The following is a 26,674-nucleotide window of genomic DNA, read 5'->3' on the forward strand; positions in this document are numbered from 1 at the left end:
TCAGAGTCCCTTGCTCGCGTAGACGAGAATTCGGCGGCGCGGGCCTCTCTTCTCCATCTGGGCGATGCGCCGCTCCAGGTCGGCCAGGACCTTGTCGGCCTGGGCCAGGTCGTACTGGACGCTGCGGTCGCCGACCGAGACGCGGCTGACCAGCGAATTGCGCCGCGCCAGCACGCGCTCGCGCTCGGCCTTGAGTTCGTCGAGGGTCATGGACGGTCACGACATGTAGGAGGAACGGAACACCTTGCGGCCCCTGCGGATCGGGCGGCGCACGAGGCCGGCGTTGGGGGCCGCGTCGGTATCGCTTGCGCTCTCGGAACCGACGGCGGGGACACCGACCCCCGCCGGTTCGCGGGGGCAGGCCTGTGCTTCCAGGTCCCGCCACTTGCTCTCCGCCCAGCGGTCGGCGCCGAGAATCCAGGCGGCGGCGCGGGCGTAAGTACGGCAGTCGAGCGCCTCGTTGCGCTCGCGCAGCTTCTGCCATTCGAGCCGGGCGAAGCCGCGCCGGGTCTTCACCGTGACCAGCTGCTCGGCCACCAGCTGCTTCACCCACTCGGCATCGGCCCACGACGGCAGATGCACCGTTCCGGCCGGGAAGCAGGCACCCGCCGCCCGCTCCTCGTCGGTCGGGCGGTCGAGGCGCAGGTATCGGTAGGTCTCCGACTTGAAGGTGGAGACGGCGACGGTCCAGAGGCGCGCGCCGCGCCGGACCTTCTTGCCGCCTTCGGTCGAGTCGACGTAGGTCGGCCCCGAGACCGGGCTCGCGCGATTGAAGCCCTCGACGCCCTTGACCGGCGCCACCTGGCCGAACCCAGACCGGCGCGCCCACGCGTACACGGCGGGGGTCTCGTAGCCGGTGTCGATGGCGAGGCGGGCGATCCCCATGGCGGTGCCGCCGGCGTGCATCCAGGTGCGGCCGAGCAGTTTGTCCAGCTCGGCCCAGGTCTCGGCTTTCTCGGGACCGCCCTCGATGACGATGTGGTCGATCAGCCAGCTTTCCAGTCCCCGGCCCCAGGCCCAGACGTCGATCTCGATCCGGTCCTTCTGGACGTCGGCGCCGGCCGTCAGGAACAGCGCGCCGGCCGGCACCGTGCCGTTCGGCCACGTCTCGCGCCGCTCGTAGATGCGCTGCCAGTCCGGCGCCTCGCCGGTTTCCATCCAGGTCTCGCCAAGCATGCTGTTCTTGAAGCTCCGCTTGGCCTCGTCCGTCGCCTGCGCCGTCTCCCAGGCCCGGGCGATCTCCGTCCATGACAGCCAGCCCACGGGCGAATAGAGCGCCGAGAGGTGGAAGCCGATCGTGCCCGGATCGGACGATGTCGCGGTCGCTCGCCACTCGCCGGCCGCCAGCATAGCGGTCTTGTGATGTTCCTCGATCGCGCCGTCGCATGCCTCGCAAAGATAGCGTGCCGTCTCCGGCTTGCTTTTCTCCCACCGGAGCCGCTCGAAGCGGAGCCACTGCCGGTGTTCGCAATGCGGACAGGGCACGAAGTAGCGCCGCTGGTCGGAGGCTTCGTACTCGCGCTCGATGCGCGAGACCCCGTGGATCGTCGGCGTCGAGGCCAAGAATATTTTGCTCCGCCACGCGAACGTGCGCGTGCGCGCCTCGGCGAGCGCCACCGGATCGCCCTCCTCGTCGGCCGAGGGCGGATAGGCGTCCACCTCGTCCAGAAACAGATAGCGCGCCGGCATCGAGCGCAGGCCGACCGCGCTGTTGGCGCCGGTCATGACCAGCAGCCCCGCCGGGAACTCCTTCGACAGCACCGTGTTGCCGGCATCGCGGGACCGCGCCGGCTTCACACGCTCGCGCAGAATGGGGCTCTCCTCGATCAGCGGGTCGATGCGCTGGCGCGAGAAGCGCTTGGCGAGCTCGACGGTCGGCTGCACGGCGAGCATCGGTCCCGGCGCGTGGTGGATGACGTAGCCGATCCAGCAGTTGCCACCCTCCGTGGCGCCGACCTGCGCCGCCTTCATGAATACGATGCGACGCGCGGCATGCGACGGCGACAGCGCGTCCATGATCGCCCGCATGTAGGGGGTGCGACCGGTTCGGTAACGCCCGGGCTCGGCCGAAGCGCGCGGGCTGAGCACGCGATGCCGGTCGGCCCACTCGGAAACGCTGAGCGTCGGGTCCGGCGTTAGGCCATCGCGCCACGATTGGCGGAATTCCTCGCCGCCCTCGAAACCAGCCGGGTCATCGAAACTCGGGTCGAACCTCGGCGAGGTCGGCGAGGTGAGCTCGGACATGGGTCTCCAGAACCTTCTGCATCGGATGCGCCTCCACGCCGAGTTCGGCCGCCATCAATGCCGCGACGCGCGCCGGCCAGTTGACCCAGCCGTCCCGCTCCTCGCGCGCCAGCCGGAACACCAGCGCGGTTGCCCGCGCCCGGTCCACCATCTCGCCCTTCATGCGTTGCAGCCGCAGGCGGGCGAGATGCGCCTTGGCGATCTCGTGGGCGGTGCGGGCCTGGACGAAGGTGACGCCACCTCCCTCTGGGCCGCCCACGGGAAGTCCTTGCTCCTTGAGCGTCTCGCGCACCGAGCCCAGCGCCACGTCCGCGACCGGCTTTAGCTTCCGCGGCTTCGGTTTGGATCGCCCGGGCTCGGTCGTGCGCTCCCAGGCGGCGTCCGCCTTTGCCGGATCGACGGTGCCGTCGGGCTCCACCGGAATGCGACCGGCCTTGATCGCCTTCTGCACGGCGACGTGGCTCACGCCGCGATGCCGGGCGTAGGCGCGGATCGACAGTCCCAACTGCAGTCTCCGGAAGAAAGGAAGCGCCGCGCCGAAACGGAATGCCGCCGGGACACTGGTCCCGGCGGCACTGGCCACGGTCGGCGGCTTGGGCGGCGCGTCAGGTATGTCGCGGCGCGAGGACGCGGAACCCCTGCTTCAGCGCCGTCGCGCCGAACAGCGCGCCCGGGCCGTTTCCCTCCTCGTCGCGGGACGGGAAGAGAATGGCGCCGTTGTCGAGGACGAGGGCGGGCACGGTTTCGTCGGGCGGCCAGCCTTCGGCCTCGAGCTCGCGCACGCTCATCGAACGCACTTCGACGATGCGGCGGCCCGCGAGGGTGACTTGGGTGTCGGTCATGATCGCCTCACGCCTCGATCCGGTAGACGCGGCGACCCTCGACCTTCTCCGAGGTCACCTCGAGGCCGAGCTTCTTCTTGAGCGCGCCGGCGATGGCGCCACGCACCGTGTGCGGTTGCCAGCCGAAGGCCTTGGCGATCTCCTCGATGCTGGCGCCCTCCTTGCGCTTCAGCATCTCGATCAGACGAGCCTGCTTGCTGTCGGCCCGTGTCGCGCGCGGTGCCTTGGCGTCGCCCTTCTTGGACGCGTCCTTGGCGCGGCCGGTGCGTTTGGCCTTGGGGGCGGACGCGGGCTGGACGCCGACGGCGCGCAGGCCTTCGTCCGTGGCGACCAGAACGTCGCCCTCGTGGCGGGCGAGTCCGGCCGAGACGAGGGCGTCGGCGACCTTCTTGACGGCGCCGCCCCGCAGGCGCTCGGGCCAGCGGATGGCGCGGTCGTCATGCTTGGCGGCGATCTTCAGGACCGATTGCTGGGTGGCGGTGAGCGTGTTCGTCATGGAAGTCTCCTTCGGGTCAAGGAGCGCGGACGATCCCGCGCCCCTACCACCCGAAGCCCCGCCGGGCGGACCCGGTCGGGGCCGAGCGGAGCCGTGGCCAGCTATCCGGCGAACTCGCCTTCCTTGAAGGCGCTGTCGGTGATCCGCTTGAGCAGCTCGGCGTAGTGGCCGAGCGTCCCGACGTGGCCCCAATTGATCTCGTCCGGGCTCCAGTCGAAGTGGTCGTCGCTCAAGTCCCGGAGGCGGGTGAGCATGGCGTCGATCTCGGCCTTCTTGGCGATGAAGGCGTCGAGGGCCTGGGGGTTGTCGCGGCGCTTGGTCATGGCGGCATCTCCGTTGTCGATGGCGCACATGAACGCTCTATACGGAGCATAATCCGAGCCGATAAGCCGATCATCGGATTGCTTTGTTGGGGCCGTTTAGATCATCTTATGATCCGGCGCGATGGCACTTGCCGCAGGGCCTCGAACAGCCGCCGGAGCGTATAGCTGCGGGCGACGCTCACGGCCGTGAAGATCGCCCCGATCAGCAGGTTATCGGACAGGCTCGCCCGCAGCCCGAACATCGGGAACACCATTGCCTGGGTGGCGACCGCGATGCCGTAGCCGACCGCCACGTTGGCGACGGCTTCGACCATGGACATGCGCCGCGATTGTCTCAACCTTCACACTCCCAGCCGAGCCTTGAGAGTTCGCCACGCATGCGCCGCAGCCAGGGGGACCACGCCGTTGCCGCAGAGGCGAAGCCGGTCCACCCGATGGGCCAGCCCATCAGCGCCTCGACGAACAGCGGGTTCAGCGTCGGGGCGCGCCGCCGTCCGGCGACCGAGAACGGCTGGCACGGATAGCCCGCAAGGACGATGTCCACCGCGCCACGCCACGGGCGGCCGTCGAAGGTCGCAAGGTCGTCCCAGACAGGCGCCGGATCCAGGGCCGCTTCTTCCATCCGGGCCACGAGGACGGCCGAGGTCGAGTCCTCCGGCGCCGGCGCAGAGCGAGAGCCCGAACAGGGGCCGTCCTCCCCGGCCGCCAGGATCCGTGGCGGGATGTGGAGCCAGACCATGCACGAGGGTCAGCGCGGAGGCGCCGCTATGTCGCGAAAGCGGCGGCCGTCGCCGGCGTGCACGGCTTCGCCGCCCGCGAGCGCCTGCCAGCGATCGACGATCACATCGACATACTTGGGATCGAGTTCGATCAGCCGCGCGCGCCGGCCGGCGCGCTCGGCGGCAATGAGGGTAGTTCCGGATCCGCCGAACGGGTCGAGCACGATGTCCCGGCTCTTCGACGAATTGCGGATCGCGCGCTCGACCAGAGCCACCGGCTTCATGGTCGGGTGCAGATCGCTCTTGTGCGGCTTGTCGAAGAACCAGACATCGCCCTGATCGCGCGCCCCGCACCAATAATGGTCGGCGCCTTCCTTCCAGCCGTAGAGGATCGGCTCGTACTGGCGCTGGTAGTCGGCGCGGCCGAGGGTGAAGGTGTTCTTGGCCCAGATCACGAAGGTCGACCACTTCCCGCCCGCCTCGCGGAACGCCTTTTGCAGCGTGTCGAGTTCCGACGATGACATGCAGATGTAGATCGACCCCTTGGTGACGGTGAGGATGTTGACGCTGGCGTCGTGGAGGAACGCACCGAAGCTTTCGCCGAGCGCATCGTTCAGGATCGCGCGGTTCTTGCCGCGCAGCTTGTCCTTGGCCGAGTTGGCGTAATTGACGTTGTAAGGCGGGTCGGTGAAACACATGTCGGCGAGCTCGCCGCCGAGCAGCGTCTCGACATCGCTCAGCACGGTGGCGTCGCCGCACAGCACGCGGTGCTCGCCGCAGATCCAGATGTCGCCCGGGCGGCTGACGGGATCGACCGGAGGCTCCGGCGCTTCATCGGGGTCGTTGGCCTCGTCCAGTGTGCCGGCGAGCAGCCGGTCGATATCGGTATCGTCGAAGCCGAGCAATGCCAGATCGACGTCCTCGTCGCGCAACGCGGCGAGTTCGGCGCCGAGCATCTCGTCATCCCAGCCGGCGTTTTCGGCGATGCGATTGTCCGCGATCATCAGCGCGCGGCGCTGCGTCGGCGTGAGGTGCGAGAGAACGATCACCGGCGCATCGGCAAGGCCGAGCTTGCGCGCGGCCAGGACGCGGCCGTGGCCCGCCACGATCACCCCGTCGTCGCCGACCAGCACCGGGTTCACGAAGCCGAACTCGGCGATCGACCCCGCGATCTGCGCCACCTGGTCCTCGGAATGGGTCCGGGCGTTGCGCGCATGGGGGATCAGCCGGGCGAGCGGCCAGCGCTCGACCGTGTCGGGAAACGACAGCGTCATCTTGTTCTCGTGTTGTGGGCGCTGACCGGCCGCCGGGTGGTAACCTGGGTGGTAACCGTACCGGGCCGGTTACCGGGGTGGTTACCACTCCCGGCAGCGTCGAAAGCGGCGGATTACCGGGCTCTCTTGGGCCTCGGCCGGGGTGGTAACCGGTAACTGGTAACTCAGATTTTAGGGCTGTCGGTGGCGAAGTCCCGGGCCGTTGCCGCCAGCATACGATTTGCGCCAGGGAGGACCCGTTTTATATCAATGCATTGGCTGAAATCGGGTGTATTTGGGTGTATATTTGGCTTGCCTATTTGGGTGTAATTGGGTGTATATTTGGACATGGTAGAGCATGCGATTAAGATCAACACCCTCCGGATCACGCCCGAGATTCTGACGCTGATCGCCGAGATCGACGAGTTCAAGGGAGCATGGCGCGCGCTCGGTACGTTGGCGCCCGAACGTCTGTCGGCGCTTCGGCGTGTGGCGACGATCGAAAGCATCGGCTCCTCGACGCGCATCGAGGGGAGCAAACTCACCGACCGCGAGGTCGAGCGGCTGCTCGCCAACCTGCAGATCAAATCCTTCGCCACCCGCGACGAGCAGGAAGTGGCCGGCTACGCCGAGGCGATGGAACTGGTCTTCCGGTCCTGGGAAGACATCGCCATCACCGAGAACCACATCAAGCAGCTACACCGCGATCTCCTCGTCCACAGCGAGAAGGACGCTCGCCATCGCGGCGAGTACAAGACCTCCTCCAACAGCGTCGCCGCCTTCGATGCGACCGGCCGGCAGATCGGGATCATCTTCGAGACGGCGACACCCTTCGATACGCCGCGCCTGATGTCCGAACTCATGAGTTCGCTCGCCCAAGCCCGCGAGCAGAGTCGGCTGCACCCGCTGCTCATCATCGGCGTTTTCACCGTCGTGTTCCTCGAGATTCATCCGTTTCAGGACGGCAACGGGCGGCTGAGCCGCATCCTCACCACCCTGCTGCTCCTGCAGGCGGGGTATGCCTATGTGCCGTACAGTTCGCTCGAAAGCGTCATCGAACACAGCAAGGAGGGTTACTACCTTGCGCTCAGGCAAACGCAAGCGACGATCCGCACCGACGCGCCGGATTGGCAGCCGTGGCTGCTGTTCTTCCTGCGCGCTTTGCAGCAGCAGATGAAGCGATTGGCAAAAAAGATCGAGCGCGAGAAGCTGGTGCTTTCAAGCCTGCCGGAGCTTTCGCTGCGCATTGTGGACCATGCCCGCGAACACGGGAGGGTCGGCATCGGCGAGATGATCAAGCTCACGGGCGCCAGCCGCAATACGCTGAAAGAGCATTTCCGGCAACTGGTCGAGAAGGGTCATCTGGTCAAACATGGCGGCGGCCGCTCGACGTGGTATTCGTTGCCATGATCCATCGAAGATGGCCTCCGCGCGCGCCTCTCGCGAGGATGGTGAAAACATAGCCTTCCCGGCCCGGATCTGTCCGCGCGAAAAGTGTTCGCGGACACTTTTCGCTCGCCTGCTCAGGATTGCGCGGCGCGCGTCATCGCGACGAGCTGCCGGCGCGACCATCGGGACCGGACAACCCGCCCGTTGAGGCGCCAGGCGATCACGCAAAGGGCGTAGAGCCAGTACTCATGCGCGGCGGAACGAGCCATGCCGACTTTCCAGCACACGGTCTTCCACCGTTCCCCCGATGCGCGCAGCCAAACGATTTTCGCTTCCGCGGGCCCGAGCCAAGCCAGCCAGGCGAGCGCCTCGTCCATGCGGTCGATGGCGGCGGGCGAGGGTGGGCCGCGCCGAAGACGCACGTCTTCCCGACCGAACGCCTCCCAGTAATCGCGGATCACCGGCGGCCAGGTGCTGAAGTAGCCGCGTATGCGCTCTTCGGGCAGGCGCTTCAGCGTATCCGCCGCTTCCACCATGCGCTCCTCGATCAACGACGCCGTCCAGCGGATGTCAGCCATGGCCCACCTCCTTTCCGGATCGCTTCCCGTAGAGCTTCGATCCCAGCTGCCTGATCAGTTCGCGCTCGGGCCAGGTGAGGCGCCGGTCGTCCTCGGCTATCACCAGAACGCCCTGTTCCTTCCAGCCCTCGCGCTTGATCTGCTCGGGGTCGCGGCGCTCGCCGCCGTAGCCTTTCGGATGCCACCTCATCGCACCCCTCCCGCGGTGTCCACGGCCCAGAGCAGGATGGCGATGGCGTCGGCCTCGTTGTCGTCGACGGGGGCGAAACCGCGCGCCTTGACCGCCGCGATCACGGCCTGCTTGTCGGCGTTGCCCTTGCCGGCCACAAAGCGCTTGATGGTGGCGACCGGCACGCCCTGGTAGGGGATGCGCCTCTGCTCGCACCAGGCGGCGAGGTGGGCGAGGAAGCCGCCGTAGATGTGGGCGGCGTCGGTGCCGGCGTGCCGGCGCACCTCCTCGAAATGCACCGGCCCGAGGCTCGGGTTGTTCCGCAGCAGCTCGTCGAGCCAGGAGCGGAAGCGCAAGAATCGCATGCCGCCCCCTTCGTAGCGGCCGGAGCGGAACGCCATGGTGCCGGAGACGATAGCGCCGTCGACGAGGCGCATGGCCCAGCCGGTGGTGGTGCCGAGATCGAGGGCGAGGATCGCCGTCGGCCTGTCGTTCGCCACTGCGTGCATCGCCCCGGCGGTCGGGGGCGTGACCTGGATGGCCGCCTGGATCGTGGACATGGGTTGTCTCCTCTCGGGTGGATGGTTTCAGAAGGGGATGGGGTCGCCCTTGCCCCAGTCGATCTCGGGCCTGTCGACGCGGGCGATCTCGGCGCCGGGGAAGACGCGCTTGACCTCGAGCGCGGCATGGCCGAGGGCCTCGATCAGCCGCGCGATCTCGGCCAGCGTGAACACGCGGACCTCGCGGCAGACGCGATGGGCTTCGGGGATGTCGCGGACGATGGCCACCACCTCGCCGCTCTCGGGCAGGACGCATTCCCAGACCTCGGGCGAGAGCGGTTTGTGGCCGGCCTCCGTCGCGGCCTCGTCGAGGACGGCCCAGGCCCGCTTCATGCCCTCGGCGTGGGCGCGGACGTAGATGACGCTGCCGCTCTCGATGGCGGCGTCGAGCTTGTCCTTCTGGGCGTCGAACTTGGCGCGCAGGAGATCCGAGACCAGCAGGCGCAGGCGGCCGACACCCCACTTCCGCTCCATGGCGTGCGCCGCGTGGTCGAGGCCGTCGACGATGGCCTGGACGACGTACTCGGGGGGCGCCATCGGATCGTTGGCGGGATCGACCGCGCCGATCCGGCGAACGGGCGACGGGCTCATGGCGTGCCCCCGGCGATGGCGATCGCGCCCCCAGGGAGGGAGGTGGCGGCGGCTGTGCCCCGCCGCGCCTCCCCCCTATAGGGGGGGCACACGGGGCACACGGACACACGCAATGAAATCAATGACTTAGAATTTCGTGTGCCCCGCGTTCCAGGGGCACACGGACACATCCAATGAAAACAACGTGTTCCCTGGGGGCACACGAAAGGGGCACACGGGGCACACGGATTGGGGCTCATAGGTCGTCCTCCTCGGTGAAGTCGGGTTTCTGGGCGGCCAGATCGGCCGGGGCGACGGGGGTTTCGAAGCGGCGCAGGAGCGGCGGGGTAGTGGAAGCGTCGCAGGTAAAGCCATGCGACTTCCCGCCGGAGATCACGGCGATGCCGGCCTGGGCGGCCGCCTTGACGGCATCGCGCAGGAAGCGTTTGACGCGCTGGTGCCCCTGCTCGTCGGTGTAGCGGTAGCGATGGAAGCGCTCGTCGTCGGACCAGGCGAGCAGGCGGGCGGCGGCGTTGACGGTGATTTCCGCCGCGGCGGTGCGGGCCAGCAGCACGGCGACGATGGTGTGATGGAGGTCCGAGGCCTCGGGTCCGTCTTCGCCGGCGGACCGCTGGAGGTCCTCGGGCACCAGCACGCCGACCTCGTCGCCGTTGGGAAGCGCGACGCCCGCTTTCCGGAACCACCTTGCCTCGGGGCTGGTCAGGCCAAGGTTGGCCTTGGCGTCGTCGAGGCGGAGGTAGCGATGGCGGTCCTCCTTGGCGACGCCGTGGCGCTCGGCATCCTTCTCGCTCATGGCGAACAGGGTCTGGACCACGCGGGCGACGCCGACCAGCGCGCTGGCGCCCCGCGCGGTGTTCATGTTGCCGGCGTGGCCGTCGCTCGATCCCTGCGGCGGCTTGGCGGTGTGGTGGACCAGCAGCACGGCACAGTCGGCGGCGCGCGCCACCTCGCGGAACATGACCGCGACGGCCTTGATCTGCTCGTTGGAGTTCTCGTCGAGCTCGTGGGTCTCGATGAAGGGGTCGACGACGAAGAGGCCGATGCCGTGTTCGCGGATCCGGGCGATGCAGGCGTCGACATCGGGCAGGCGGACGACCGTGCCGTTGCGGTCGGCCCTGGCGAACAGCAGCGGCCGGTCCGCGCCGGAGTTGAGCGCGACGCGATCTTTGACTTCCGCGAAGGGAATCGACCCGTGCAGCAGGACCGCGCCCAGGCGGCGCTTCAGCTCGTCGGCGTCGTCCTCGGTGTTGTAGATCCAGGCCCGGACCTGCTCGTGGACCGTCTCGCCGGTGAGGTTGCGGCCCGTGGCGACGGCGACCGCGCGGGCAATGCCGTGGGTGGACTTGCCGACGCCGGGCGGGGCCACCAGCAAGGTGAGCTGCCCGCGAAGCAGCGAGCGGCCGAGCAGCCAGCGGCGCCTCGGCAGCATGGCGAGGTTGAGGCTGTCGAGGAAGGCGGGCTGCAGGGGCACAACAGCGGAGACGTCTTCCACCCGATGCGCTGGGCTGGGAACGTTCCACTTCGTCCGTCCGCCGGCGATCATGGCCGTTACCTCGCGGACGGTCTGCTCGACGGTCCAGCCGGGCAGCGTGAGGGACGAGGCGGCGGCGAGGATCTCGGCGTCGGACCAGCCGCGCGCGATCCAGTGGCCGGTCAAGCGGACCAGATTGTCGTGCCAGTGGTCGCCGGCGCGAACGCGGGCGAGACAGGCCTCGACCGAGACGCCATCGAATTCGGAGCCGATGTTGAGGATGGCCGTCGATGGCGCGGGGGAAGCCGGCGTCGGCGATTGGCCCGGCGATGGTGACGCGGGCGCGAGCGAGGATTGCGCCGGCGGAAACGTCCTGGCGATCTGTCCCGGCATATACATCCGGGGTCGGCCGTCGTCGAAGGCGATGAACTCGGTGCGCTCGACGATGCGCCCGGGCTTTGCCGGCCAGGCGATGGAGCCGCCGAGGCGGAGAACGCGGCTCGGGTTGACCACGGTGCGATCGCCGCCGAGCGCTTCGGCGATGGCAATGTTCTGGCGGCGGCAGACGTCGGGATCGCGCTCGGGCGTCTCTTGTCGCCACAGCAGCTGGGCGCGGACGTGAGGGTGCCGGCCGGTCACCACCACGGCGGTGGGCGGGCATCCCCGATAGAGGGTCTTGGCCTTCGCGGCGGCGCCCTCGTCGTCGAGATCGGCGTAGAAGGCGGTGAGCGCCAGGAAATCCTCATCCCCGCAGCGGCCGAAGGGCGGGATGTCGGGCTTCCTCAGCGCCGCGCCGATGTAGACGTTCTGGCCGGATTTGCGGTTCTCGGCGGCGGCGCGCTCGGCAAGGAGATCAAACTCGTCGGTGCCGAATATGGCGGCATGCCGGAGCTTCCCGTCTCTCCCGTCGGTCCAGGCGAGTTCGATCCGGCCCTCCTGGCAGCCGTCCAGGAATCCGCCGTACAGATGCTCCAGGTGGCGGAGCATTTGTTCCGGATCGGGTTCGATCATGAGGCGAGGGTCGTCGGCGGACACGGTCCGGAACCAGTGCGGTGATCGGGAAAAGGGCGGCCCCGGAGATCGTCCGGGGCCGCGAGCGGGGAGGCGGAGATCAGAACTCCGTCTCCAGCATGGGATCGCCGGCGGGGGCCGGAGCCGGGACGGCCGGAGGCGGCGGCACGTGGCCGGCCTGGGGCTTGGCCGTCGCGGGAGCGGCATCCTTCCAGACGTCCCCGGCCTCGGCTGGGCTTGCGTCGGGCAAAGCCGCCGGGCGCTCGATCCACTTCACGATCTCGAACTTCGGCCGGTAGTTGGTGCCGTACTTGTCCTTCATGGACTCGGCGCCGGTGCAGGCGACCACCGGCAGCAGGCCCGGATGCCGGCTCTTCTGGCTTTCCCACTGGGCATAGACATCCTTGATGGCGTTGGAGAGGTGGATCGAGGCGCTGGAGAACTCCGCCGCGCCGCCGAAGAACTTCGGGCTGAAGGCCATCACCACGAAGCCGCGCTTGAAGCCCTCGCCGGGCGAGGGCGCGGCCCGCTCCAGGCTGGGGTCGATGCGGCGTTCGGGCGCCTGGCCCTCGCGGAACATGAGCCAGCCGGTGGCGATGTTGGCGAAGTCGATGGCGAAAATGGGGCGCGCGATCTCCAGGTCCTCGCCGTCCTCGCCGCGGACGAACCACTTGTCCGCCTTGGCGTTGTACTTGACGTAGGGTTTGCCGGTGCCGGTGCCGCCGATGTGAAGAGGCATGGTCGTTTCTCCTTGCTGTTGCCGTGGTTGACGAAGGTTGGAAAATCAGAAACCGAAGACCTGGACGCCATTGGCCCGCGTGGTGGCGTTGCTCCAGTAGAAGGCGTCGTAGTTGGGGACGAGCAGGCCGGCGAGTTCTTGAGGATCGGAAGACAAAGCGAGGAAACGCCCGAGCCGGATGGCGATCTGTCGGAGGGCGTCGAGATGGCGGCGGACGTCGTCGCCCGACATCTCGTAGACGGCGACCGCCCGGCCATCCGCTTTACCCACCGTTGGCTTCACGTAGGCGAAGCGCATGCCGTAGTTGCCATGCGCGCTGGCGTAGACGGCGCCCTGGCGGCCGTGGGAATCCGAGATGGCCGACGGCAGGCGCTCGGCGGTCTTGAGATCGACCACCAGCCCGTGCTGGTCGAAGCGCCAGTCGATGTAGCCGATGATGGGAACGGGCACGCCGTCGAGGGCGACCGAGACCTTCTCCTGGTAGGCGGTGGGAACGCCGTACTGGCGGAGCTCCTTGAGGCCGTGCTCGACATAGCCGGGAAGGTTCTTGCGCTCGGACTCGCGGCGCTCGTCGGGATTGAGGGCCATCTCGCGATCGAAGGCGGCCTCGGCCGCCATGACGCATTCGGCCACCGGCAGGGTCGGCTCCAGGAGTCCTAAGTGGATGCCGTGCTCGACGGCCTTGCCGCGGGCCGCGTTGGCGCTGGTGGGCGAACGGCGGCCCAGGAGCCGTTCCATGACCCACAGCGCCGGTTCGGCGGCCCAGAGATTGAGGGAGGACGGCGAGAGGTGCTCGATGCCGTGGCGTTCGAAGGGATCGTGAGACATGAAGGGCTCCATCAGCGGTTCGGGGACAGGGCGGCAAAACGGAATCGCGGCGCCGGCTTGATCGCCAGGTAGGCGATGCGGCCGTCGTCGAGGCGGCGCTGGGCCAGCAGAAGCCGGCCCCGGTCGGCGAGCTTCATCGCCCGGTCGGCGACCCGGCCGAGCTCCTCGCGGACCGCCGGCCCGAGCGAAGACCAGCCGCGAGCGCGGTCGAGCGCGAGATGACCCGCGTGATAGGCGAGCCGCTCGCCCGGCCGGGCCACTTCGAGCCAGGTCAGAAGGGCGGACTCGCCGGCGAGAAGTTCCGGCGCCGCCGGTTCGTCCGCGGGCGACCGGGAACGTCCGCGCGGAATGAAATGAAGAGAGCCGGCCGCGATCATCGGACGGCCTCCGCGGTGGGCACAGGCTCGCCGCCCGCGTTCAGACGAAGCCGGCCGGCCTCGTAGGCGTCGATGTCCTCGGCGCGGTAGAGCACCCGGCCGCCGACCTTGAGATAGCGGGGCCCCCGGCCCTGCCAGCGCCAGCGCTCCAGCGTCCGATGCGAGAGGTGCCAGCGCTGGGCGAGTTCGAACTGGTTGAGAAAAGGAGACGGCATGACGGTCGGTTCCCTGCGGTCGATGTTTCGCCGGAGAGGATGCCAAGGCCGGATTCGGACGTCGTGGGGATCACAAGGGGATGATCGGGGGATGGAACCCGCTCATCGGGGGACGAGGCGGGGGATCGCCAGGGGGACGAAGAAGATGACGATGAATAAGCGGGACCGCGGATCGAAGCGGCGGACCCGTCTCAGGGCATCGGCAGATTGAGGCGATAGCGTCCCTTGCGATCGGAGAGGATCAGCGATCGCCAGTTCTTCTGGGTCTTGAACAGGTCGGCCATGCGCGAGCAGGAGGAGCCGGCCTCGCCCAGCACCTCCTTGCCGTGCCGCCAGGGGATTCGGCTCTTGGCGGCCTCGTGGAGCGCGCGAACCACCTTGGCCTGACAGGCGCCGAGGTGGAACGTACGGTCCTGGATGTGAACCTCCGAGTAGTCGTCCCGATGCTCGAAGGCGGGCTTCCCCCCGGCCCCGGCGCGCGTGCCGATGGGGTGCTCCCGCTCCACGCGGTCCCGCTCCTCCCGCCGGACCACCAGATCCTCGACGCGGACGCGGATGGTATTAACCGGCTCCATGATCCAGAGATATTCCCCCTCGGGGGCAGCGAAGTTCTCGACCGTTCCGTGGCCGTCCCGGAGCAGGCGATGGGCAACGACCGGGGTCAGATCGAGAAGGCCGGAGATCGGCCGCCGCTCCAGCGGCATGGGGAAGGGCCCCTCGGCCGCATCCTCGTAGCAGCCCCGCTCGACCGGGAGGCTCCAGACGCGGACGGAAACCTTGAGAATCCCGTTTTCGATCAGATAAACGAGATCGCGCCGGGGCAGGCCCCAGCGCTCCTCGATCTCCTCCAGCCCAAAATAAGCCTTCTCCGTCAAGCCCATGGTTCCGCTCCGCGCCCGAGGCAAAGCCCCTAATCCTTACGGACTTGACGTGGACGAATCAATCCTTTTTAATCCACATATTCCACGTTATCCACTAAATCCACAGGCAGGACTTGCCGCCATGCGCCACTCCCTCGCCGACCGACTCCGCGCCCGGTCTCGGCAGCTCGGGCTCAACGCCCGCCAGGTGGCCGAGATCGCGGGCGTCAACCGCTCCTTCGTCTACGACATGATGCGCGGCAAATCGGAGAGCCCGAACCTGGGCAATCTGGAAAAGGTCGCGGCCGCCCTCAAGGCGGATCGCGACTGGCTGCTGCACGGCCTGGGCTCCGTCGAGGGCGAATCCCCGATCATCGACAACATCGCGCCCGAGGAGATGTTCGTCGCCATCCCCTCCGTCCGCGTCGTCGCCGCCATGGGCGGCGGTCGGCTGGTCGAGGACTCGCCCGAGAACGGCAAGCCGTACCACTTCCAGAGAGCCTGGATCCGCGACGAGCTGAAGGCCGATCCTGCCCAGCTCCGCATCATGCACGTCGAGGGGGACAGCATGCTGCCCACCCTTCAGGATGGCGACATCATCCTGGTCGACCTGTCCCGCGCGTCGCCGACGCCGCCCGGAGTGTTCGTGCTGTTCGACGGCATGGGACTGGTGGCCAAAAGGCTCGAGTTCGTCCCCGTCGGCGATCCGCCACGGGTGCGGATCGTCTCCGACAATCCCCTCTACACCGCCTACGAGCGGATGGCCGACGAGATCAATATCGTCGGCCGCATCCGCTGGTTTGCCCGGGAAATCTGAACCATGCGCAGCATGGCGCGGCTCCATCGGGAGATGCCCTGGCTGCAGCCGGCCAAATGGATCGGCACCGGTGCCGGCGTCACGGGCGCCGTTCTGGTCGCGCTCAACATGGGCGTCACGGGATACGGGTTCATGCTGTTCCTGGTCTCGTCGCTGCTGTGGTGCGCGGCCGGATTCGCGCAGCGGGAGTCCAGCCTCGTCGTGCTGCAGGGCGCGTTCACGGCGATCAACGTGCTCGGCATCTACAGGTGGTTGGGGACCTGAGGAGCGGCTCGCGGAGAACACCGCCAGGCGCTCTCTGTCTCCGACAAGATGCGATGCATTTCGCTCTGGCACTTTTGTTTACGCGCAATCGCGACAAGGACTGGCCTTTACTTCCGTTGCCCCGCCGCGGCGCCTACCGTCCGTGCGAACGCATCGATCCCGGACGGCCGCCATGCCCCATCATCTCTTCGGACCCAATGCCATTGCCCCGGCGCGGATGTCATCCGCCGAGCGAATTGGGGAACTCTGCGGAATTCTCGGGCGCGGCCTCGTCCGGCTCAAAGCCCGCCGACAGTCAAGGCAAGTAACCGGCCACTGCGGAGAGAGTTGTCTCGACTTCCCCGCCCGTCAGAGCAGTCATGCAACCGTCGCCAATCCGACGGACGAAGCCACGCCATGACCGAAACCATCATCGCCCGAATCGCGGCCCTGAAGACGACGCCGACGACGGATCTCAAGAAGCAGTGGCGCGATCTTTTCGAGACGGAGCCGCCGCCCTACAACCGCCGTTTCCTTGAAAGCCGGCTCGCCTACCGCATCCAGGAACTCGCCTACGGTGGGCTGAAGCCCGAGACAATCGAACGTCTCGACGCGCTGGCCGAGCAGCTCAACGAGGGCAAAACCGTGCAGTGTCGGATTCGCACGGACAACAAGCCGATTGCTGGCACGCGATTGATTCGGGAATGGCAAGGCGTCGAGCACACCGTCACGGTCATGCAGGAAGGCTACGAATGGCAGGGGCGGCCCTATAAGTCGATCTCATCCATCGCTCGGGCCATCACTGGGACGCGGTGGAATGGTTGGGTGTTCTTCGGCCTCAAAAACACTCGGAAACGTCCATGAAAAAGCCACTCGACCCACCGAAAACCGTCCGGAAGCTTCGTTGCGCGGTCTATACGCGGAAGTCGACCGAGGAAGGGTTGGAGATGGAGTTCAACAGTCTCGACGCCCAGCGCGAGGCCTGCGAGGCCTATATCGCGAGCCAGAAGCCCGAAGGCTGGGTGCGGTTGGCGGATCGGTACGATGACGGAGGGTTCTCCGGCGGCACGCTGGAGCGTCCCGCGCTGAAACGCCTACTGGCCGACATCGAGGAGGGCTTGGTCGATGTGGTCGTCGTCTACAAGATCGACCGGCTCAGCCGCTCGCTCATGGATTTCTCCAAGCTGGTCGAGGTGTTCGACCGGCGGGGCGTGACCTTCGTCAGCGTCACGCAGTCCTTCAATACGACGACGTCCATGGGGCGGCTCACGCTCAATATCCTGCTTTCCTTTGCCCAATTCGAGCGCGAGGTGATCGGCGAACGAATCCGTGACAAGTTCGCGGCCAGCCGCAGGAAGGGCATGTGGATGGGAGGTCACCCACCGCTCGGGTACGAAGTGAAAGATCGTAAGCTTGTCGTAAATGAGACCGAGGCAGCTACCGTGCGCGCGATTTTCGAACGGTTCGTCAAGATTGGTTCCGCTACCATTCTGGCGCGCACGCTTACCGAAGAAGGCATCACCAAGAGGAAGGGGTTGTCGATCGACAAGGGCTTCCTCTACAGGCTACTTAGCAACCCGGTCTACATCGGCGAGGCGGTTCACAAGGGCACGGCCTATCCCGGCGAGCACGACGCCATCGTCGGCCGCGCCCTATGGGACAAGGTCCATGAGATACTCGGTGTGAGCCCGAGGTCGCGCGCCGCGCGTACGCGGGCCTCAACCCCTGCACTGCTCAAGGGGCTGCTGTTCGGTCCGGGCGGCGCGGCGTTCTCGCCGACGCACACCCGCAAGGGTGACAAGCTCTATCGCTATTATGCCAGCCAGTCAGTTCTGAAGCGTGGACCTAAGACTTGCCCGGTCGGGCGCGTGCCCGCCGCCGAGATCGAGGGCGCGGTGGTCGACCAGCTGCGCGGCCTGCTTCGCGCGCCGGAGGTGATCGTCGGCACATGGCGGTCGGCGCGGCCCGAGATCGACGGCCTGTCCGAGGCCGAAGTCAGGGAAGCCTTGGAAGGCCTCGACTCGCTTTGGGATGAACTGTTCCCGGCCGAGCAGGCGCGCATCGTCCAGCTTCTCGTCGAGCGCGTCGAGGTCGGCGTTGCCGGGCTCAAGGTCCGCCTGAGGGTGCAGGGTCTCGCCCGCATGGTCCGAGACCTGGCGGGGATCGCGGCCGCTCCCCGGAGGGCGGCGTAATGGAGTCGGTTCAGACTGTCACTATCGATGTCCCGTTCACCATCCGCAAACGGGGCGGACGCAAGCAGGTCATCACCCCTGACGGCGCATCGCCCTGGGGTTCCCCGCGCGCCCGGATCGACAGCACCATGATCAAGGCCATAGCGCGCGGGTTCAGGTGGCGCAAGCTGCTGGAGACCGGGATCTACGGCACGGTCGAGGAGATTGCCAAGGCCGAGAAGATCAACCCGTCCTATGTCAGCCGAGTGCTCCGGATGACCCTGTTAGCGCCGGCCATCGTCGAGTCGATTCTGGATGGGCGACAGCCGGCGGAGATGACGCTGGCGGTGTTGATGAAACCGTTCCCGGTAGGGTGGCGGGAGCAGGTCGAGGCGGGATTCTGCCGGACATAGCCGCTCAACGCCGATGACCATGTTATCGCTGGTCCGAGTAAAGCGGGATAGTCGTTCACGGAATACCCGGATATGCATTCGTGAGCGGTCGAAGTGATTTTTGGCGAGGACGAACCGACATCTGTCGTGAAATAGTGATGCTCATGGATAGGCTCACTCCGGAACGTCGCTCCTGGCTGATGTCGCGGGTCAAGGGACGCAATACGACGCCGGAACTAATCGTGCGCAGCATGATCCACAAAATGGGCTATCGTTTTCGGCTTCATCGAAGGGATTTGCCGGGAAAACCCGATATCGTCTTCGGTCTCCGAAAGAAGGTCATATTCGTCCACGGGTGCTTCTGGCACGGCCACCGATGCCGGAAGGGACGGTTGCCAAAATCCAACGACGAATTCTGGCGAACGAAAATCGTTGCGAACCGGAAACGGGACCGGAAACACCTCCGGTCTCTCAATGCCTTCGGGTGGAAAGTTCTGGTGATATGGCAATGCGAACTGAAAGACCCGTCGGCGGTCTGTCGGCGAACCCTTGACTTTCTCCGCTAACCGATCGATTCTCGATCGGTCGTTCTAATTTTGTTCTTACAAGGGGAGGCGTTCTAAATGCGTCCGATCGGCATAGACCTATTTGCGGGAGCCGGAGGTCTGAGCCTGGGTTTCGAACAGGCGGGCTTCGATATCGCCGCCGCCGTCGAAATCGATCCGGTTCATTGCGCGACCCACGCATTCAATTTCCCGAACTGCGCCACCCTTTGTAGGGACGTTAGCAAGCTATCGGGCCGCGAAATCCTCAAGCGTGCCGACATCGGCAAACGCGAGGTCGATATCGTGTTCGGCGGAGCGCCCTGTCAAGGCTTTTCGATGATCGGGCAGCGCGCGTTCGACGATCCGCGCAATTCGCTCGTGCGTCACTATGTGCGCATCGTGCGCGAACTCGAACCAAAATATTTCGTATTCGAGAACGTGAGGGGGCTCACGCTCGGTCGCCACCGCCAATTTCTCGATGAGTTGGTAAAGCACCTCTCGAAAGATTACAGCGTACTGTTACCTTATCGCGTCTTGAACGCCGCCGATTACGGCGTCCCGCAAGACCGCCGACGCCTCTTTCTAGTCGGTGCTCGAAAGGGACTTCGACTTCCGGGCTACCCGGAGCCTTCGAAACGAGTGACCGTGGCCGAGGCCCTCGCCGATATTCCCGATGCCGAACAGTTTCCGAAATTGATCTACGAAGACGACGTTCGGGCCGACCTTCGGACGCCTTCGGCCTATGCGCGCGTCTTGCGCGAACTCGGTAACAAGTCGAGCCATTTCGGGTATCGCCGCCGATACGATCCTAACGTGTTGACGTCCAGCATGCGCGCGAACCACACGAAGCTTTCCCGACAACGATTTGCCGCGACCGAACAGGGTGGAACGGAGCCGACCAGCCGATTTCACAAGCTCGATCCTCATGGCGTTTGCAACACGCTGCGTGCAGGCACGAATACGGACCGGGGTGCGTTTACCTCGCCGCGTCCAATTCACTATTTGTACGCGAGGTGTATTACCGTACGCGAAGCGGCTCGCTTGCACTCGTATCCCGACTGGTTCCGGTTTCACGTCACCAAATGGCACGGGTTTCGCCAAATCGGCAATTCCGTGCCGCCGCTTCTCGCGCGGGCGGTCGCAGGAGAGATTGTCAAAGCTATGCGGCTTCGGCCGTCGCCGCCGCGCGAAATCGTCCAGTTGGGCGACGAAAAGCTTCTGAAGATGACATTGGCGGAAGCGGCCGCATATTACGGTGTTCCGAGCACGGTCATCGCTCGCCGCATCCGCCAGACGGATAAAGAGGAGGCCGATGAACGCCGTGCCGCCTAAGAAAAAGCGTTCCAGCCGCTACAACGACATCATCGAAAAAATCTTCTTCGCGCATTGGAAGGCGGGGATGAAGGAGTTCGAGTTCGAACGCACGGAAATTAAAGCCTGGGCCGACAAATTGAAGATCGCGGTTCCCGACAACGTGGGCGACGTTCTTTACAGTTTTCGCATGCGTAAATCGCTTCCGGATTCCATACGCGCAACGGAAGCGAAGGGGCTGCAATGGCATATCCGCCTCGCCGGGAGGTCGCGCTATCGCTTTCGGCTGGCTAAAGAGAACAGAATCGCACCCCGTGCCGAGTTGATCACAATCAAGGTCCCCGATGCGACGCCCGAGCTGATCGCGTCATACGCGCTCGACGACGAGCAGGCGCTGCTTGCGATCGTCCGCTACAACAGATTGATCGACATATTCTTGGGCCTCACGACATATTCGTTGCAGAACCACCTTCGAACCACCGCTCAAGGCTTCGGCCAAGTCGAGATCGACGAATTGTATGTCGGCATCGACACGAACGGCTGCCACTACGTCATTCCGGTTCAGGCGAAAGGCGGTAGCGACCAAATTTCTATCGTGCAAACCGAACAAGACATCGCCATGTGCGCCGAGAAATTTCCTGGCATTAAATGCCGCGCCATATCAGTGCAGTTCATGGAAGACTCCGTTGTTGCACTGTTCGAGCTGACGGTCGAAGACGACGAAGTGCGCGTGGTAGCGGAACGTCATTACAAGCTGGTCCCTGCCGACGAGCTTGACGAGAAAGCAGTCCGTGCCTATCGAAACGCGTAACCTCCTACCTAAGTGATTGAATCTTTTTAGGTAAATACTGTTCTATATATGGCTTGAAATTATATTATATACTATTATATACTCGCCTATATAGAAATTAGGTGAGTAATGGCTGAACGCATCGAAAGCGAAGTCCTGATAGAGGCCGGCTTGGCTGCAATGAAGGGCGTGGGAAAGCCTCTCGTGCGTCTGCGGAGCAAGGGCCGTTCGATGATTTACGGGTTGCCGGACGGCGAAACCGTCAGGGTTCGGACGTGCAACGACCATGTACTCATAGTCGTCGGAGATTCACCCGCGCCGGACGCCAAACTGAACGTCGAGGGGACTGACTGGCTCCTTTTGGTAATGCCGGAGATCGAAAGAACGCCCGGCAAGACCGTTTCGTATTTGCTCCCCGCCAAAGAGGTCGAAGCAGAAGCGCGGCGCACGCACAAAGAATGGTTGCAAGGAAATCCAAATACCAAAGGCGACAATAGGACTTGGAATCTTTGGTTCAAGAAGGACGCGCCGGCGAAGGCCAACGACTACGCGACCAAATGGTCTCGATATCGACTCGCCGTGACGATCAATGCTTCCGAGGCATTGCCCCCCGCCGCACCCGGCCGTCGAACGAACATAAAATCTGAAGTCGAAGACGCGCGTCGCCGTATCGCACAAGCGGCGGGCGTGCCCGTCGAAGCCGTGAAAATTACGATCAACTTCGAAGGGTGACGGGAAACCGCAGAGGGAGAGCCGAATGACTAAATCCGCTAAAAGCGTGCCCACTCTCCCCCAGAGCGACGTCGTCGTGATCGCAGCGTATCTACTCGGCGCGGATAGCAAGCGCATCGATACCGAAGACATTGCCGTAAAAGCGCACGAGCTAGCGCCGGGGACGTTCACTTGGAAAAAGTACAAAACCCAAATCGACCGCGAGCTGATCTACAAGCATCTTTGGGACATGACCAAAGCCGAAAAAGAGGGAGAGTTGGTCGTCGGAGCGAAAAACGACGGCTGGATGCTCACCCTCGCCGGAACGAATTTTGCGCGGAAAGCCGTCGCCAAGCTCAAGGGTGTTTCGCCTGCGGTTAAGAAGAAAAAAGAAGAACCTTGGGTGGGACGCGAACGCGTTCGGATGGTAAACGAATTGGCTTACGCGAAATTCGCCGAAGGTCACAAGGCCGAAATCACGCTAGCCGATGCCGAGAAATTCTTCCGTCTCGACGACTACGTCATGGGCGAGGCGCGCGAACGAAAAGTTCGACAAGCCGAAAACGCATTCAACGATGATCCTGATCTCGGCCCAGTTCTGGTGATCGCGGCCGCACTGGTAAGGAGCAAGAAATGAGCGCTACGGCAATTAAAGTCACGACGCATGTTGGCCGCGACCTGCTGCAAAGCGCTGCTCTCTTTCAGCACGAACAGACTGTCGTCTGGGAATACGTGTCGAACGGACTCGAATATATCGATCCCGGAGCGCAGCCCTTTGTCGACGTTACGGTCGATGCACGCGGACGCAAGATATCCGTTCGCGATAACGGACGCGGAATGGACGGCGAAGACTTGAAGCAATACTTCAAGATGCACGGCGAGAACATAGACCGGAAAAGGGGGAAGGCCGGCCGCGGGATGTTCGGAACCGGCAAATCGGCGGCCTTCGGCATTGCCGATCTGCTCCGCCTTACGACGGTTAAGAACGGCAAGCTTTCGATAGTTCTGCTCGAACGCAAAGACATCCAGGCCGCCGGGGACGGCGACGAAATTCCGCTCCAAGTTCTGGAGCACGAGAAACCCACGCACGAGAAGAACGGCACCTTGGTCGAAATCGAAGGCATTCATCTTAAGAAGATGGACGTACCTTCGATTATTCGACACATCGAGCGTCACATCGCCCACTGGCCCAATGCCGAAGTTTTCGTGAATCGGCAGGCGTGCAAAGTCGAGGAGCCGGCTTATTCCCGCGAGATCACATTTTCGACAAAGGGTACCAATTTCGAATCCGTATTGGGAGAAGCCCAACTCGTCGTGAAGATTGCGAAGGCGACTCTCCCGCCAGAATGGCAGGGTATTGCGATCATGTCCAAGGGCGTATGGCACACGCTCACGCTCGCCGGTTGCGAGAATAAGGCCTTCTCGAACTACATTTTCGGAGAGTTCGACGTCGCCCGCTTGGCCGAGGACAAATCCCCAATTTCCGCGTTCGATATGAGCCGTTCGATGCGGCTCAATCCGAAAAACGAGGTCGTCGCCAACATATACGCGTTCGTGGGCTCCAAAATAGAGGGCGTTCGGCGCGAGTTGGAGAAGGACGAGCGGGAGCGCAAGAAAGCACGCGACGCGCAGCGCCTGCAAGAAGAAGCCGACGCCATCGCGAAGATCATCAATAAGGACTTCGACGCGTGGCGCGGTCAAGTTCAGAAGACGCTCGCAAAAGTGGCGGGCGGTTCCGACAAGTTGGAAAAGGCTGCAGCGGTGGACGAAATCGGCGAAACGCTGGTTTCCGGCGACGATCTTCCCGCCATTATCGTAGGCGACGACGGCACCAAAGACGCCGAATACGAATCGAACCCTGATCCCAACCCGCCCGGTCCAGAGCCGTCGCCGATACCCGACGAGCCAGGACCGGCGATGGAGCGCGGCCACGAAAATTCCGAGACGAAGGCCAAGCCAAAAAACCGTAAAAAGACCGGTAGTTCGGGCGGCTTCCGCGTCGATTTCCGCGAGATTGGTGCGGACGCCCCACGCGCCAAATACGAACGCGACGAGAGAACGATCTATATCAATCTCGAGCATCCTCAAATTACAGCCGCGCTCGCTATCGGAGGAATCAACGATGTGGCGTTTCGTCGACTGTCCTACGAGGTTGCCTTTTCGGAGTACGCGATCGGACTGGCGTCGGAGATTGCCAGCGGCAATTACTACATCGACGTAACCGAACCTATTGTCGAAATCCGCGATACCATTAATCGCCTCTCGCGTTCGGGTGCCGCATTGTATTCGAAGGCATAGGAGCCGGGAGCGGCGATATGGTGGAGGGATCGAGCGATTGCGCAACGCAGAAAATTGATTTCGCCACGGCATCGCCAGAGGTGCGATCCGTACTCGGAATCGATTTAAATGAATTGTTTTTGTCGGCGAGAACGAAAAACGTACTTCAGTTAGCGGGAATACGATTCATGGGCGAGCTGGTTCCTCTCAACAAGGCGACCGTCGCATCGTTGCAAAATTGCGGCGCGAAAACCGTGACCGAGCTCCAGGACATTCTCGACGCCTTCGGCTTAAAGTTCGGAACCGACGTTGTCGGCTGGACGGCACCGGAAATTCCTTCTCCCGCCGACGTACCGAGCCTTGATAAAACGGCGCTGAGCGCCAAGCGTCTTGGGGACTATGATCCGCAAACTCGCGCGCGTCTTCGGATTAGGCTTTCGGAACTCGACTTTTCGCGCCGTGCTTCCAACATATTCGGTCGACAGGACATGCAATACGTGGGCGATCTCGTTCAACGTAGAGAAATCGATCTATTGCGCACGAACGGTTGCGGACGGACGACAGTAGCCGAGATATCTGAAAAACTCGGAAAGCTTGGATTATCGCTCGGAACCGTCGTCTCAGATTGGGATCCGCAAATCGCGGAAACGGAACGCGAAGCGGAGGAGCGTCAGCAGAAGGCAGCGCTTGTCGAGGCAAGAAACGTTTTCTCGACGTTGCCGAAGGCCGAATGTCTGGAGGACGAACTACTCGGAATTCTCGGGACAGCGGTTAAGGATCGTAATTTCGACGCCACAGCGAATCTGTTCGGCTGGACCGGTGCCGGTCAGCGCACCTTGGAATCGGTGGGTCAGGAATACGGGGTTACGAGAGAACGGATTCGCCAAATCGCCGCACGTGCGATCCCGAAAATCAGAGGCGGCTTCGAGACGCCCTGGCTGGATAAAGCTTTGAACGTTGCGAGAAATGCTTGTCCCGCGATGCCCAAAGATATCGCGAAGAAGCTGCGGGCGGAGGGCGTCTCGCGTGCGAAATTCGACCCGACGGGCCTTCTAACCGCGTGCGAGATGTTCGACAAGAAGCCCGGATTCGTTCGGACGATGATCGGACAGGAGGTCGTTTACGAAGAAAAGAAACTCGAGGGGAACGCGCGCGAACTTTTACGTCTTTGCAAGCGCCTCACTGCTAGCAACGGGTGCGCGAACTTCGACTCCGTCTGTTCGGAAGCGGGAATTCCGGAGGAGAAACGCGACACCTATCGGCGCATCGTCGAAATCAACGACTTTTGCGTGTGGTTAGACGAAAACCGCAGTTGGCTTATGGCCACCGGATTGAGCAGAAATCGACTTTCCAATCTGGCTGCGAAAGTATTGCACGTTGCGCCTAAGGTGAATCTATCGGAGCTCCGGCGCGCCGTATCCAAATCGCATCGCCTCGCTTCCGTGCCTCCGCTTTCCGTTCTCGCGAGGTTTCTAGAAAAGATAGGTCTGGCGCGCGTCGAGGGGAGCAAGGTAATAGCCCTTTCGACTTTCCCGAATGCTATCGAACCGGGCGGCGCCGAAGAAACCATTATCGAAGTTTTGAAAGCGAACGGACCTGCGGTTTCTATTGAAAAATTCCAGGAGCTTTGCGTTTCGGCCGGCATGAATCCTGTTACCGTCGGCATTTACTCTTCGAACTCTCCGGTCGTTTCGAGGTTAGCCCGTGGCGTGTACGGACTCGTCGGTGCAGATGTGGCGCCGGGCGTTGTCGAGGAAATCGGCGAACAGCTGAGCGCTTCGCGCAAGCCGGCGGAGTGGGGATGGAGCACAAAAGGTGCACTTTGGTGTGCAATCCATCTCAACCGGGTTTGCTTATCGCAAGGCTCGGTTTCGATCCCAAGATTCGTGGCCGACTATGCCGAGGGCCAGTGGCAACCGGAAATCGCATGCCGCGAACTCGACGCCACCGTGAAGTGTCGCGACAACTTCTTGTGGGGTCTCAAGCGTCCTCTGGTGAACGCGGGAGCCGAACCGGGCGATGTTTGCGTTCTGGAATTCGAGCGCTCCACCCGAAAAGTCCGAATAACGGTGGGCGGGGAAGAATTGATCGATCTTTGGGAAAGCGGGGATATAGACGCCGCAGCCTCTGCGGTCCTCGACTCCGAAGCCCCTGAATACGAAGACGACCCATCCGAAACTACAAATACTTGAGAGGTCGTCCGTGAAGAATTCCAAACCCATTGATCGAGAGTCTGAAACCGTTGGATTGAAGTAATCGAATTTGTCGGGAAATCGCGTTGGGGGACCTCCGGCTATCCGCCCTGTGGCGTGGCGGGAAGAACTGGCGACACACCGAGAGAATCGAAATCCGCTGCGATTTCGGTGCCGCGTTTCGACGCCGTTCCTCTCGCGCCCCGAGAGGGATACGAAAGCTACGGATTTTCCATGCCGAATAACGCTGGCAAATCAGACGCTTAAAAATCCGTACTGTTTTGGCGAAGTCAGGAGCTTTGGAGAATAAGGGCCGGAGAGAGACGAATTTCTGCTCCGGCGCGGTTCACTCGGTCAATAGCTTTGATGCGTGAACCGCGCGGATACTGGGGTTTTCGTCGGCGCCGCTCGGAGGCGGAGAGCGTTGTTGTGATAGAAATTGGCGGAGGGAGTGGGATTCGAACCCACGATACGGTTTCCCGTATACACGCTTTCCAAGCGTGCGCCTTAAGCCACTCGGCCATCCCTCCGGTCGTTTGTCGAGCGACAAGGGCCCCCCG

Annotated in this window: 31 protein-coding genes, 1 tRNA gene and 1 pseudogene; 13 read left to right on the forward strand and 20 right to left on the reverse strand. The window is 64.0% G+C overall.

Features of this window, described 5'->3' with window-relative positions:
- The 9 genes and pseudogenes from FJ311_04880 to FJ311_04920 form a co-directional block, all read right to left on the reverse strand.
- Nucleotides 1-210, reverse strand: coding sequence for a hypothetical protein (locus tag FJ311_04880; protein MBM3950770.1), 210 nt, complete (start codon nt 208-210; stop codon nt 1-3).
- A gap of 6 nt (nt 211-216) precedes the next feature.
- Nucleotides 217-2,244 carry a phage terminase large subunit family protein gene (locus tag FJ311_04885; protein MBM3950771.1) on the reverse strand — a complete coding sequence of 676 codons (2,028 nt, stop codon included), beginning with the start codon at nt 2,242-2,244 and terminating at the stop codon, nt 217-219.
- Entirely contained in the window at nt 2,192-2,749 is a 558-nt protein-coding gene (locus FJ311_04890) for an elements of external origin (protein MBM3950772.1), read from the reverse strand. The genes FJ311_04885 and FJ311_04890 overlap by 53 nt, the downstream gene beginning before the upstream one ends.
- A 100-nt stretch (nt 2,750-2,849) precedes the next feature.
- On the reverse strand, nt 2,850-3,086 hold the full coding sequence (locus FJ311_04895; GenBank protein MBM3950773.1) for a hypothetical protein: 237 nt from the start codon (nt 3,084-3,086) through the stop codon (nt 2,850-2,852).
- A 7-nt stretch (nt 3,087-3,093) separates the two neighbouring features.
- Nucleotides 3,094-3,582 carry a DUF3489 domain-containing protein gene (locus FJ311_04900; GenBank protein ID MBM3950774.1) on the reverse strand — a complete coding sequence of 163 codons (489 nt, stop codon included), beginning with the start codon at nt 3,580-3,582 and terminating at the stop codon, nt 3,094-3,096.
- A 101-nt stretch (nt 3,583-3,683) separates the two neighbouring features.
- Nucleotides 3,684-3,905 (reverse strand): hypothetical protein, encoded by a 222-nt coding sequence (locus FJ311_04905; protein ID MBM3950775.1) that lies wholly within the window; start codon nt 3,903-3,905, stop codon nt 3,684-3,686.
- Between the two features lie 101 nt (nt 3,906-4,006).
- Nucleotides 4,007-4,243 carry a hypothetical protein gene (locus FJ311_04910; GenBank protein MBM3950776.1) on the reverse strand — a complete coding sequence of 79 codons (237 nt, stop codon included), beginning with the start codon at nt 4,241-4,243 and terminating at the stop codon, nt 4,007-4,009.
- A 146-nt stretch (nt 4,244-4,389) separates the two neighbouring features.
- Nucleotides 4,390-4,648, reverse strand: a pseudogene (locus FJ311_04915) (DNA cytosine methyltransferase).
- Nucleotides 4,649-4,653: 5 nt separating this feature from the next.
- On the reverse strand, nt 4,654-5,898 hold the full coding sequence (locus tag FJ311_04920) for a site-specific DNA-methyltransferase (protein MBM3950777.1): 1,245 nt from the start codon (nt 5,896-5,898) through the stop codon (nt 4,654-4,656).
- 327 nt (nt 5,899-6,225) lie between these two features.
- Here FJ311_04920 and FJ311_04925 point away from each other — a divergent pair, with 327 nt between their 5' ends.
- Nucleotides 6,226-7,287, forward strand: coding sequence for a Fic family protein (locus FJ311_04925; protein MBM3950778.1), 1,062 nt, complete (start codon nt 6,226-6,228; stop codon nt 7,285-7,287).
- Nucleotides 7,288-7,400: 113 nt separating this feature from the next.
- On the opposite strand, the gene FJ311_04930 is transcribed toward FJ311_04925, so the two are convergent.
- The 10 genes from FJ311_04930 to FJ311_04975 form a co-directional block, all read right to left on the reverse strand.
- Nucleotides 7,401-7,844: a hypothetical protein gene (locus FJ311_04930; protein ID MBM3950779.1), complete on the reverse strand. Its 444-nt coding sequence runs from the start codon at nt 7,842-7,844 to the stop codon at nt 7,401-7,403.
- Nucleotides 7,837-8,034, reverse strand: coding sequence for a hypothetical protein (locus tag FJ311_04935; GenBank protein MBM3950780.1), 198 nt, complete (start codon nt 8,032-8,034; stop codon nt 7,837-7,839). The genes FJ311_04930 and FJ311_04935 overlap by 8 nt, the downstream gene beginning before the upstream one ends.
- A complete protein-coding gene (locus tag FJ311_04940) occupies nt 8,031-8,522 on the reverse strand; it encodes a crossover junction endodeoxyribonuclease RuvC (GenBank protein MBM3950781.1) in 492 nt (163 codons plus the stop codon). The genes FJ311_04935 and FJ311_04940 overlap by 4 nt, the downstream gene beginning before the upstream one ends.
- A gap of 78 nt (nt 8,523-8,600) precedes the next feature.
- Complete coding sequence (locus FJ311_04945; GenBank protein ID MBM3950782.1) at nt 8,601-9,164, reverse strand: hypothetical protein; 564 nt, start codon at nt 9,162-9,164, stop codon at nt 8,601-8,603.
- A 235-nt stretch (nt 9,165-9,399) separates the two neighbouring features.
- Nucleotides 9,400-11,853, reverse strand: a complete 2,454-nt coding sequence (locus tag FJ311_04950; GenBank protein ID MBM3950783.1) for a hypothetical protein — start codon at nt 11,851-11,853, stop codon at nt 9,400-9,402.
- Complete coding sequence (locus tag FJ311_04955) at nt 11,747-12,385, reverse strand: hypothetical protein (GenBank protein MBM3950784.1); 639 nt, start codon at nt 12,383-12,385, stop codon at nt 11,747-11,749. Before FJ311_04955 ends, FJ311_04950 begins: the two co-directional genes overlap by 107 nt.
- 45 nt (nt 12,386-12,430) lie before the next feature.
- On the reverse strand, nt 12,431-13,225 hold the full coding sequence (locus FJ311_04960; GenBank protein MBM3950785.1) for a PD-(D/E)XK nuclease family protein: 795 nt from the start codon (nt 13,223-13,225) through the stop codon (nt 12,431-12,433).
- Nucleotides 13,225-13,590 (reverse strand): hypothetical protein, encoded by a 366-nt coding sequence (locus FJ311_04965; GenBank protein MBM3950786.1) that lies wholly within the window; start codon nt 13,588-13,590, stop codon nt 13,225-13,227. The genes FJ311_04960 and FJ311_04965 overlap by 1 nt, the downstream gene beginning before the upstream one ends.
- A complete protein-coding gene (locus tag FJ311_04970) occupies nt 13,587-13,805 on the reverse strand; it encodes a helix-turn-helix domain-containing protein (protein MBM3950787.1) in 219 nt (72 codons plus the stop codon). Before FJ311_04970 ends, FJ311_04965 begins: the two co-directional genes overlap by 4 nt.
- Nucleotides 13,806-13,996: 191 nt before the next feature.
- Nucleotides 13,997-14,686: a hypothetical protein gene (locus FJ311_04975; GenBank protein ID MBM3950788.1), complete on the reverse strand. Its 690-nt coding sequence runs from the start codon at nt 14,684-14,686 to the stop codon at nt 13,997-13,999.
- Nucleotides 14,687-14,807: 121 nt separating this feature from the next.
- On the opposite strand from FJ311_04975, the gene FJ311_04980 reads away from it, so the two are divergent.
- The 12 genes from FJ311_04980 (at nt 14,808) to FJ311_05035 (ending at nt 26,114) form a co-directional block, all read left to right on the forward strand.
- Entirely contained in the window at nt 14,808-15,482 is a 675-nt protein-coding gene (locus FJ311_04980; GenBank protein ID MBM3950789.1) for a helix-turn-helix transcriptional regulator, read from the forward strand.
- A gap of 3 nt (nt 15,483-15,485) precedes the next feature.
- Nucleotides 15,486-15,746 carry a hypothetical protein gene (locus FJ311_04985; GenBank protein ID MBM3950790.1) on the forward strand — a complete coding sequence of 87 codons (261 nt, stop codon included), beginning with the start codon at nt 15,486-15,488 and terminating at the stop codon, nt 15,744-15,746.
- 396 nt (nt 15,747-16,142) lie between these two features.
- Nucleotides 16,143-16,589 (forward strand): DUF2924 domain-containing protein, encoded by a 447-nt coding sequence (locus FJ311_04990; protein MBM3950791.1) that lies wholly within the window; start codon nt 16,143-16,145, stop codon nt 16,587-16,589.
- Nucleotides 16,586-17,917: a recombinase family protein gene (locus FJ311_04995; protein ID MBM3950792.1), complete on the forward strand. Its 1,332-nt coding sequence runs from the start codon at nt 16,586-16,588 to the stop codon at nt 17,915-17,917. The genes FJ311_04990 and FJ311_04995 overlap by 4 nt, the downstream gene beginning before the upstream one ends.
- Nucleotides 17,917-18,309 (forward strand): Rrf2 family transcriptional regulator, encoded by a 393-nt coding sequence (locus FJ311_05000; GenBank protein ID MBM3950793.1) that lies wholly within the window; start codon nt 17,917-17,919, stop codon nt 18,307-18,309. Before FJ311_04995 ends, FJ311_05000 begins: the two co-directional genes overlap by 1 nt.
- 143 nt (nt 18,310-18,452) lie before the next feature.
- Nucleotides 18,453-18,854: a DNA mismatch endonuclease Vsr gene (vsr, locus tag FJ311_05005; GenBank protein ID MBM3950794.1), complete on the forward strand. Its 402-nt coding sequence runs from the start codon at nt 18,453-18,455 to the stop codon at nt 18,852-18,854.
- A gap of 57 nt (nt 18,855-18,911) precedes the next feature.
- Entirely contained in the window at nt 18,912-20,165 is a 1,254-nt protein-coding gene (locus FJ311_05010) for a DNA cytosine methyltransferase (protein ID MBM3950795.1), read from the forward strand.
- Nucleotides 20,146-20,955, forward strand: a complete 810-nt coding sequence (locus tag FJ311_05015) for an endonuclease (GenBank protein ID MBM3950796.1) — start codon at nt 20,146-20,148, stop codon at nt 20,953-20,955. The genes FJ311_05010 and FJ311_05015 overlap by 20 nt, the downstream gene beginning before the upstream one ends.
- A 108-nt stretch (nt 20,956-21,063) precedes the next feature.
- Complete coding sequence (locus tag FJ311_05020; GenBank protein ID MBM3950797.1) at nt 21,064-21,666, forward strand: hypothetical protein; 603 nt, start codon at nt 21,064-21,066, stop codon at nt 21,664-21,666.
- A gap of 25 nt (nt 21,667-21,691) precedes the next feature.
- Nucleotides 21,692-22,282 (forward strand): hypothetical protein, encoded by a 591-nt coding sequence (locus tag FJ311_05025; GenBank protein MBM3950798.1) that lies wholly within the window; start codon nt 21,692-21,694, stop codon nt 22,280-22,282.
- Nucleotides 22,279-23,943, forward strand: a complete 1,665-nt coding sequence (locus FJ311_05030; protein MBM3950799.1) for a hypothetical protein — start codon at nt 22,279-22,281, stop codon at nt 23,941-23,943. The genes FJ311_05025 and FJ311_05030 overlap by 4 nt, the downstream gene beginning before the upstream one ends.
- 17 nt (nt 23,944-23,960) lie before the next feature.
- The gene (locus tag FJ311_05035) at nt 23,961-26,114 is read left to right on the forward strand and encodes a hypothetical protein (GenBank protein MBM3950800.1); all 2,154 of its coding nucleotides are present in this window, start codon (nt 23,961-23,963) and stop codon (nt 26,112-26,114) included.
- Between the two features lie 440 nt (nt 26,115-26,554).
- On the opposite strand, the gene FJ311_05040 is transcribed toward FJ311_05035, so the two are convergent.
- Nucleotides 26,555-26,644: transfer RNA gene (locus FJ311_05040), tRNA-Ser, on the reverse strand.
- Nucleotides 26,645-26,674 lie beyond the last annotated feature (30 nt).

Source organism: Rhodospirillales bacterium (assembly GCA_016872535.1).
Classification (GTDB): Bacteria; Pseudomonadota; Alphaproteobacteria; order Rhodospirillales; family 2-12-FULL-67-15; genus 2-12-FULL-67-15.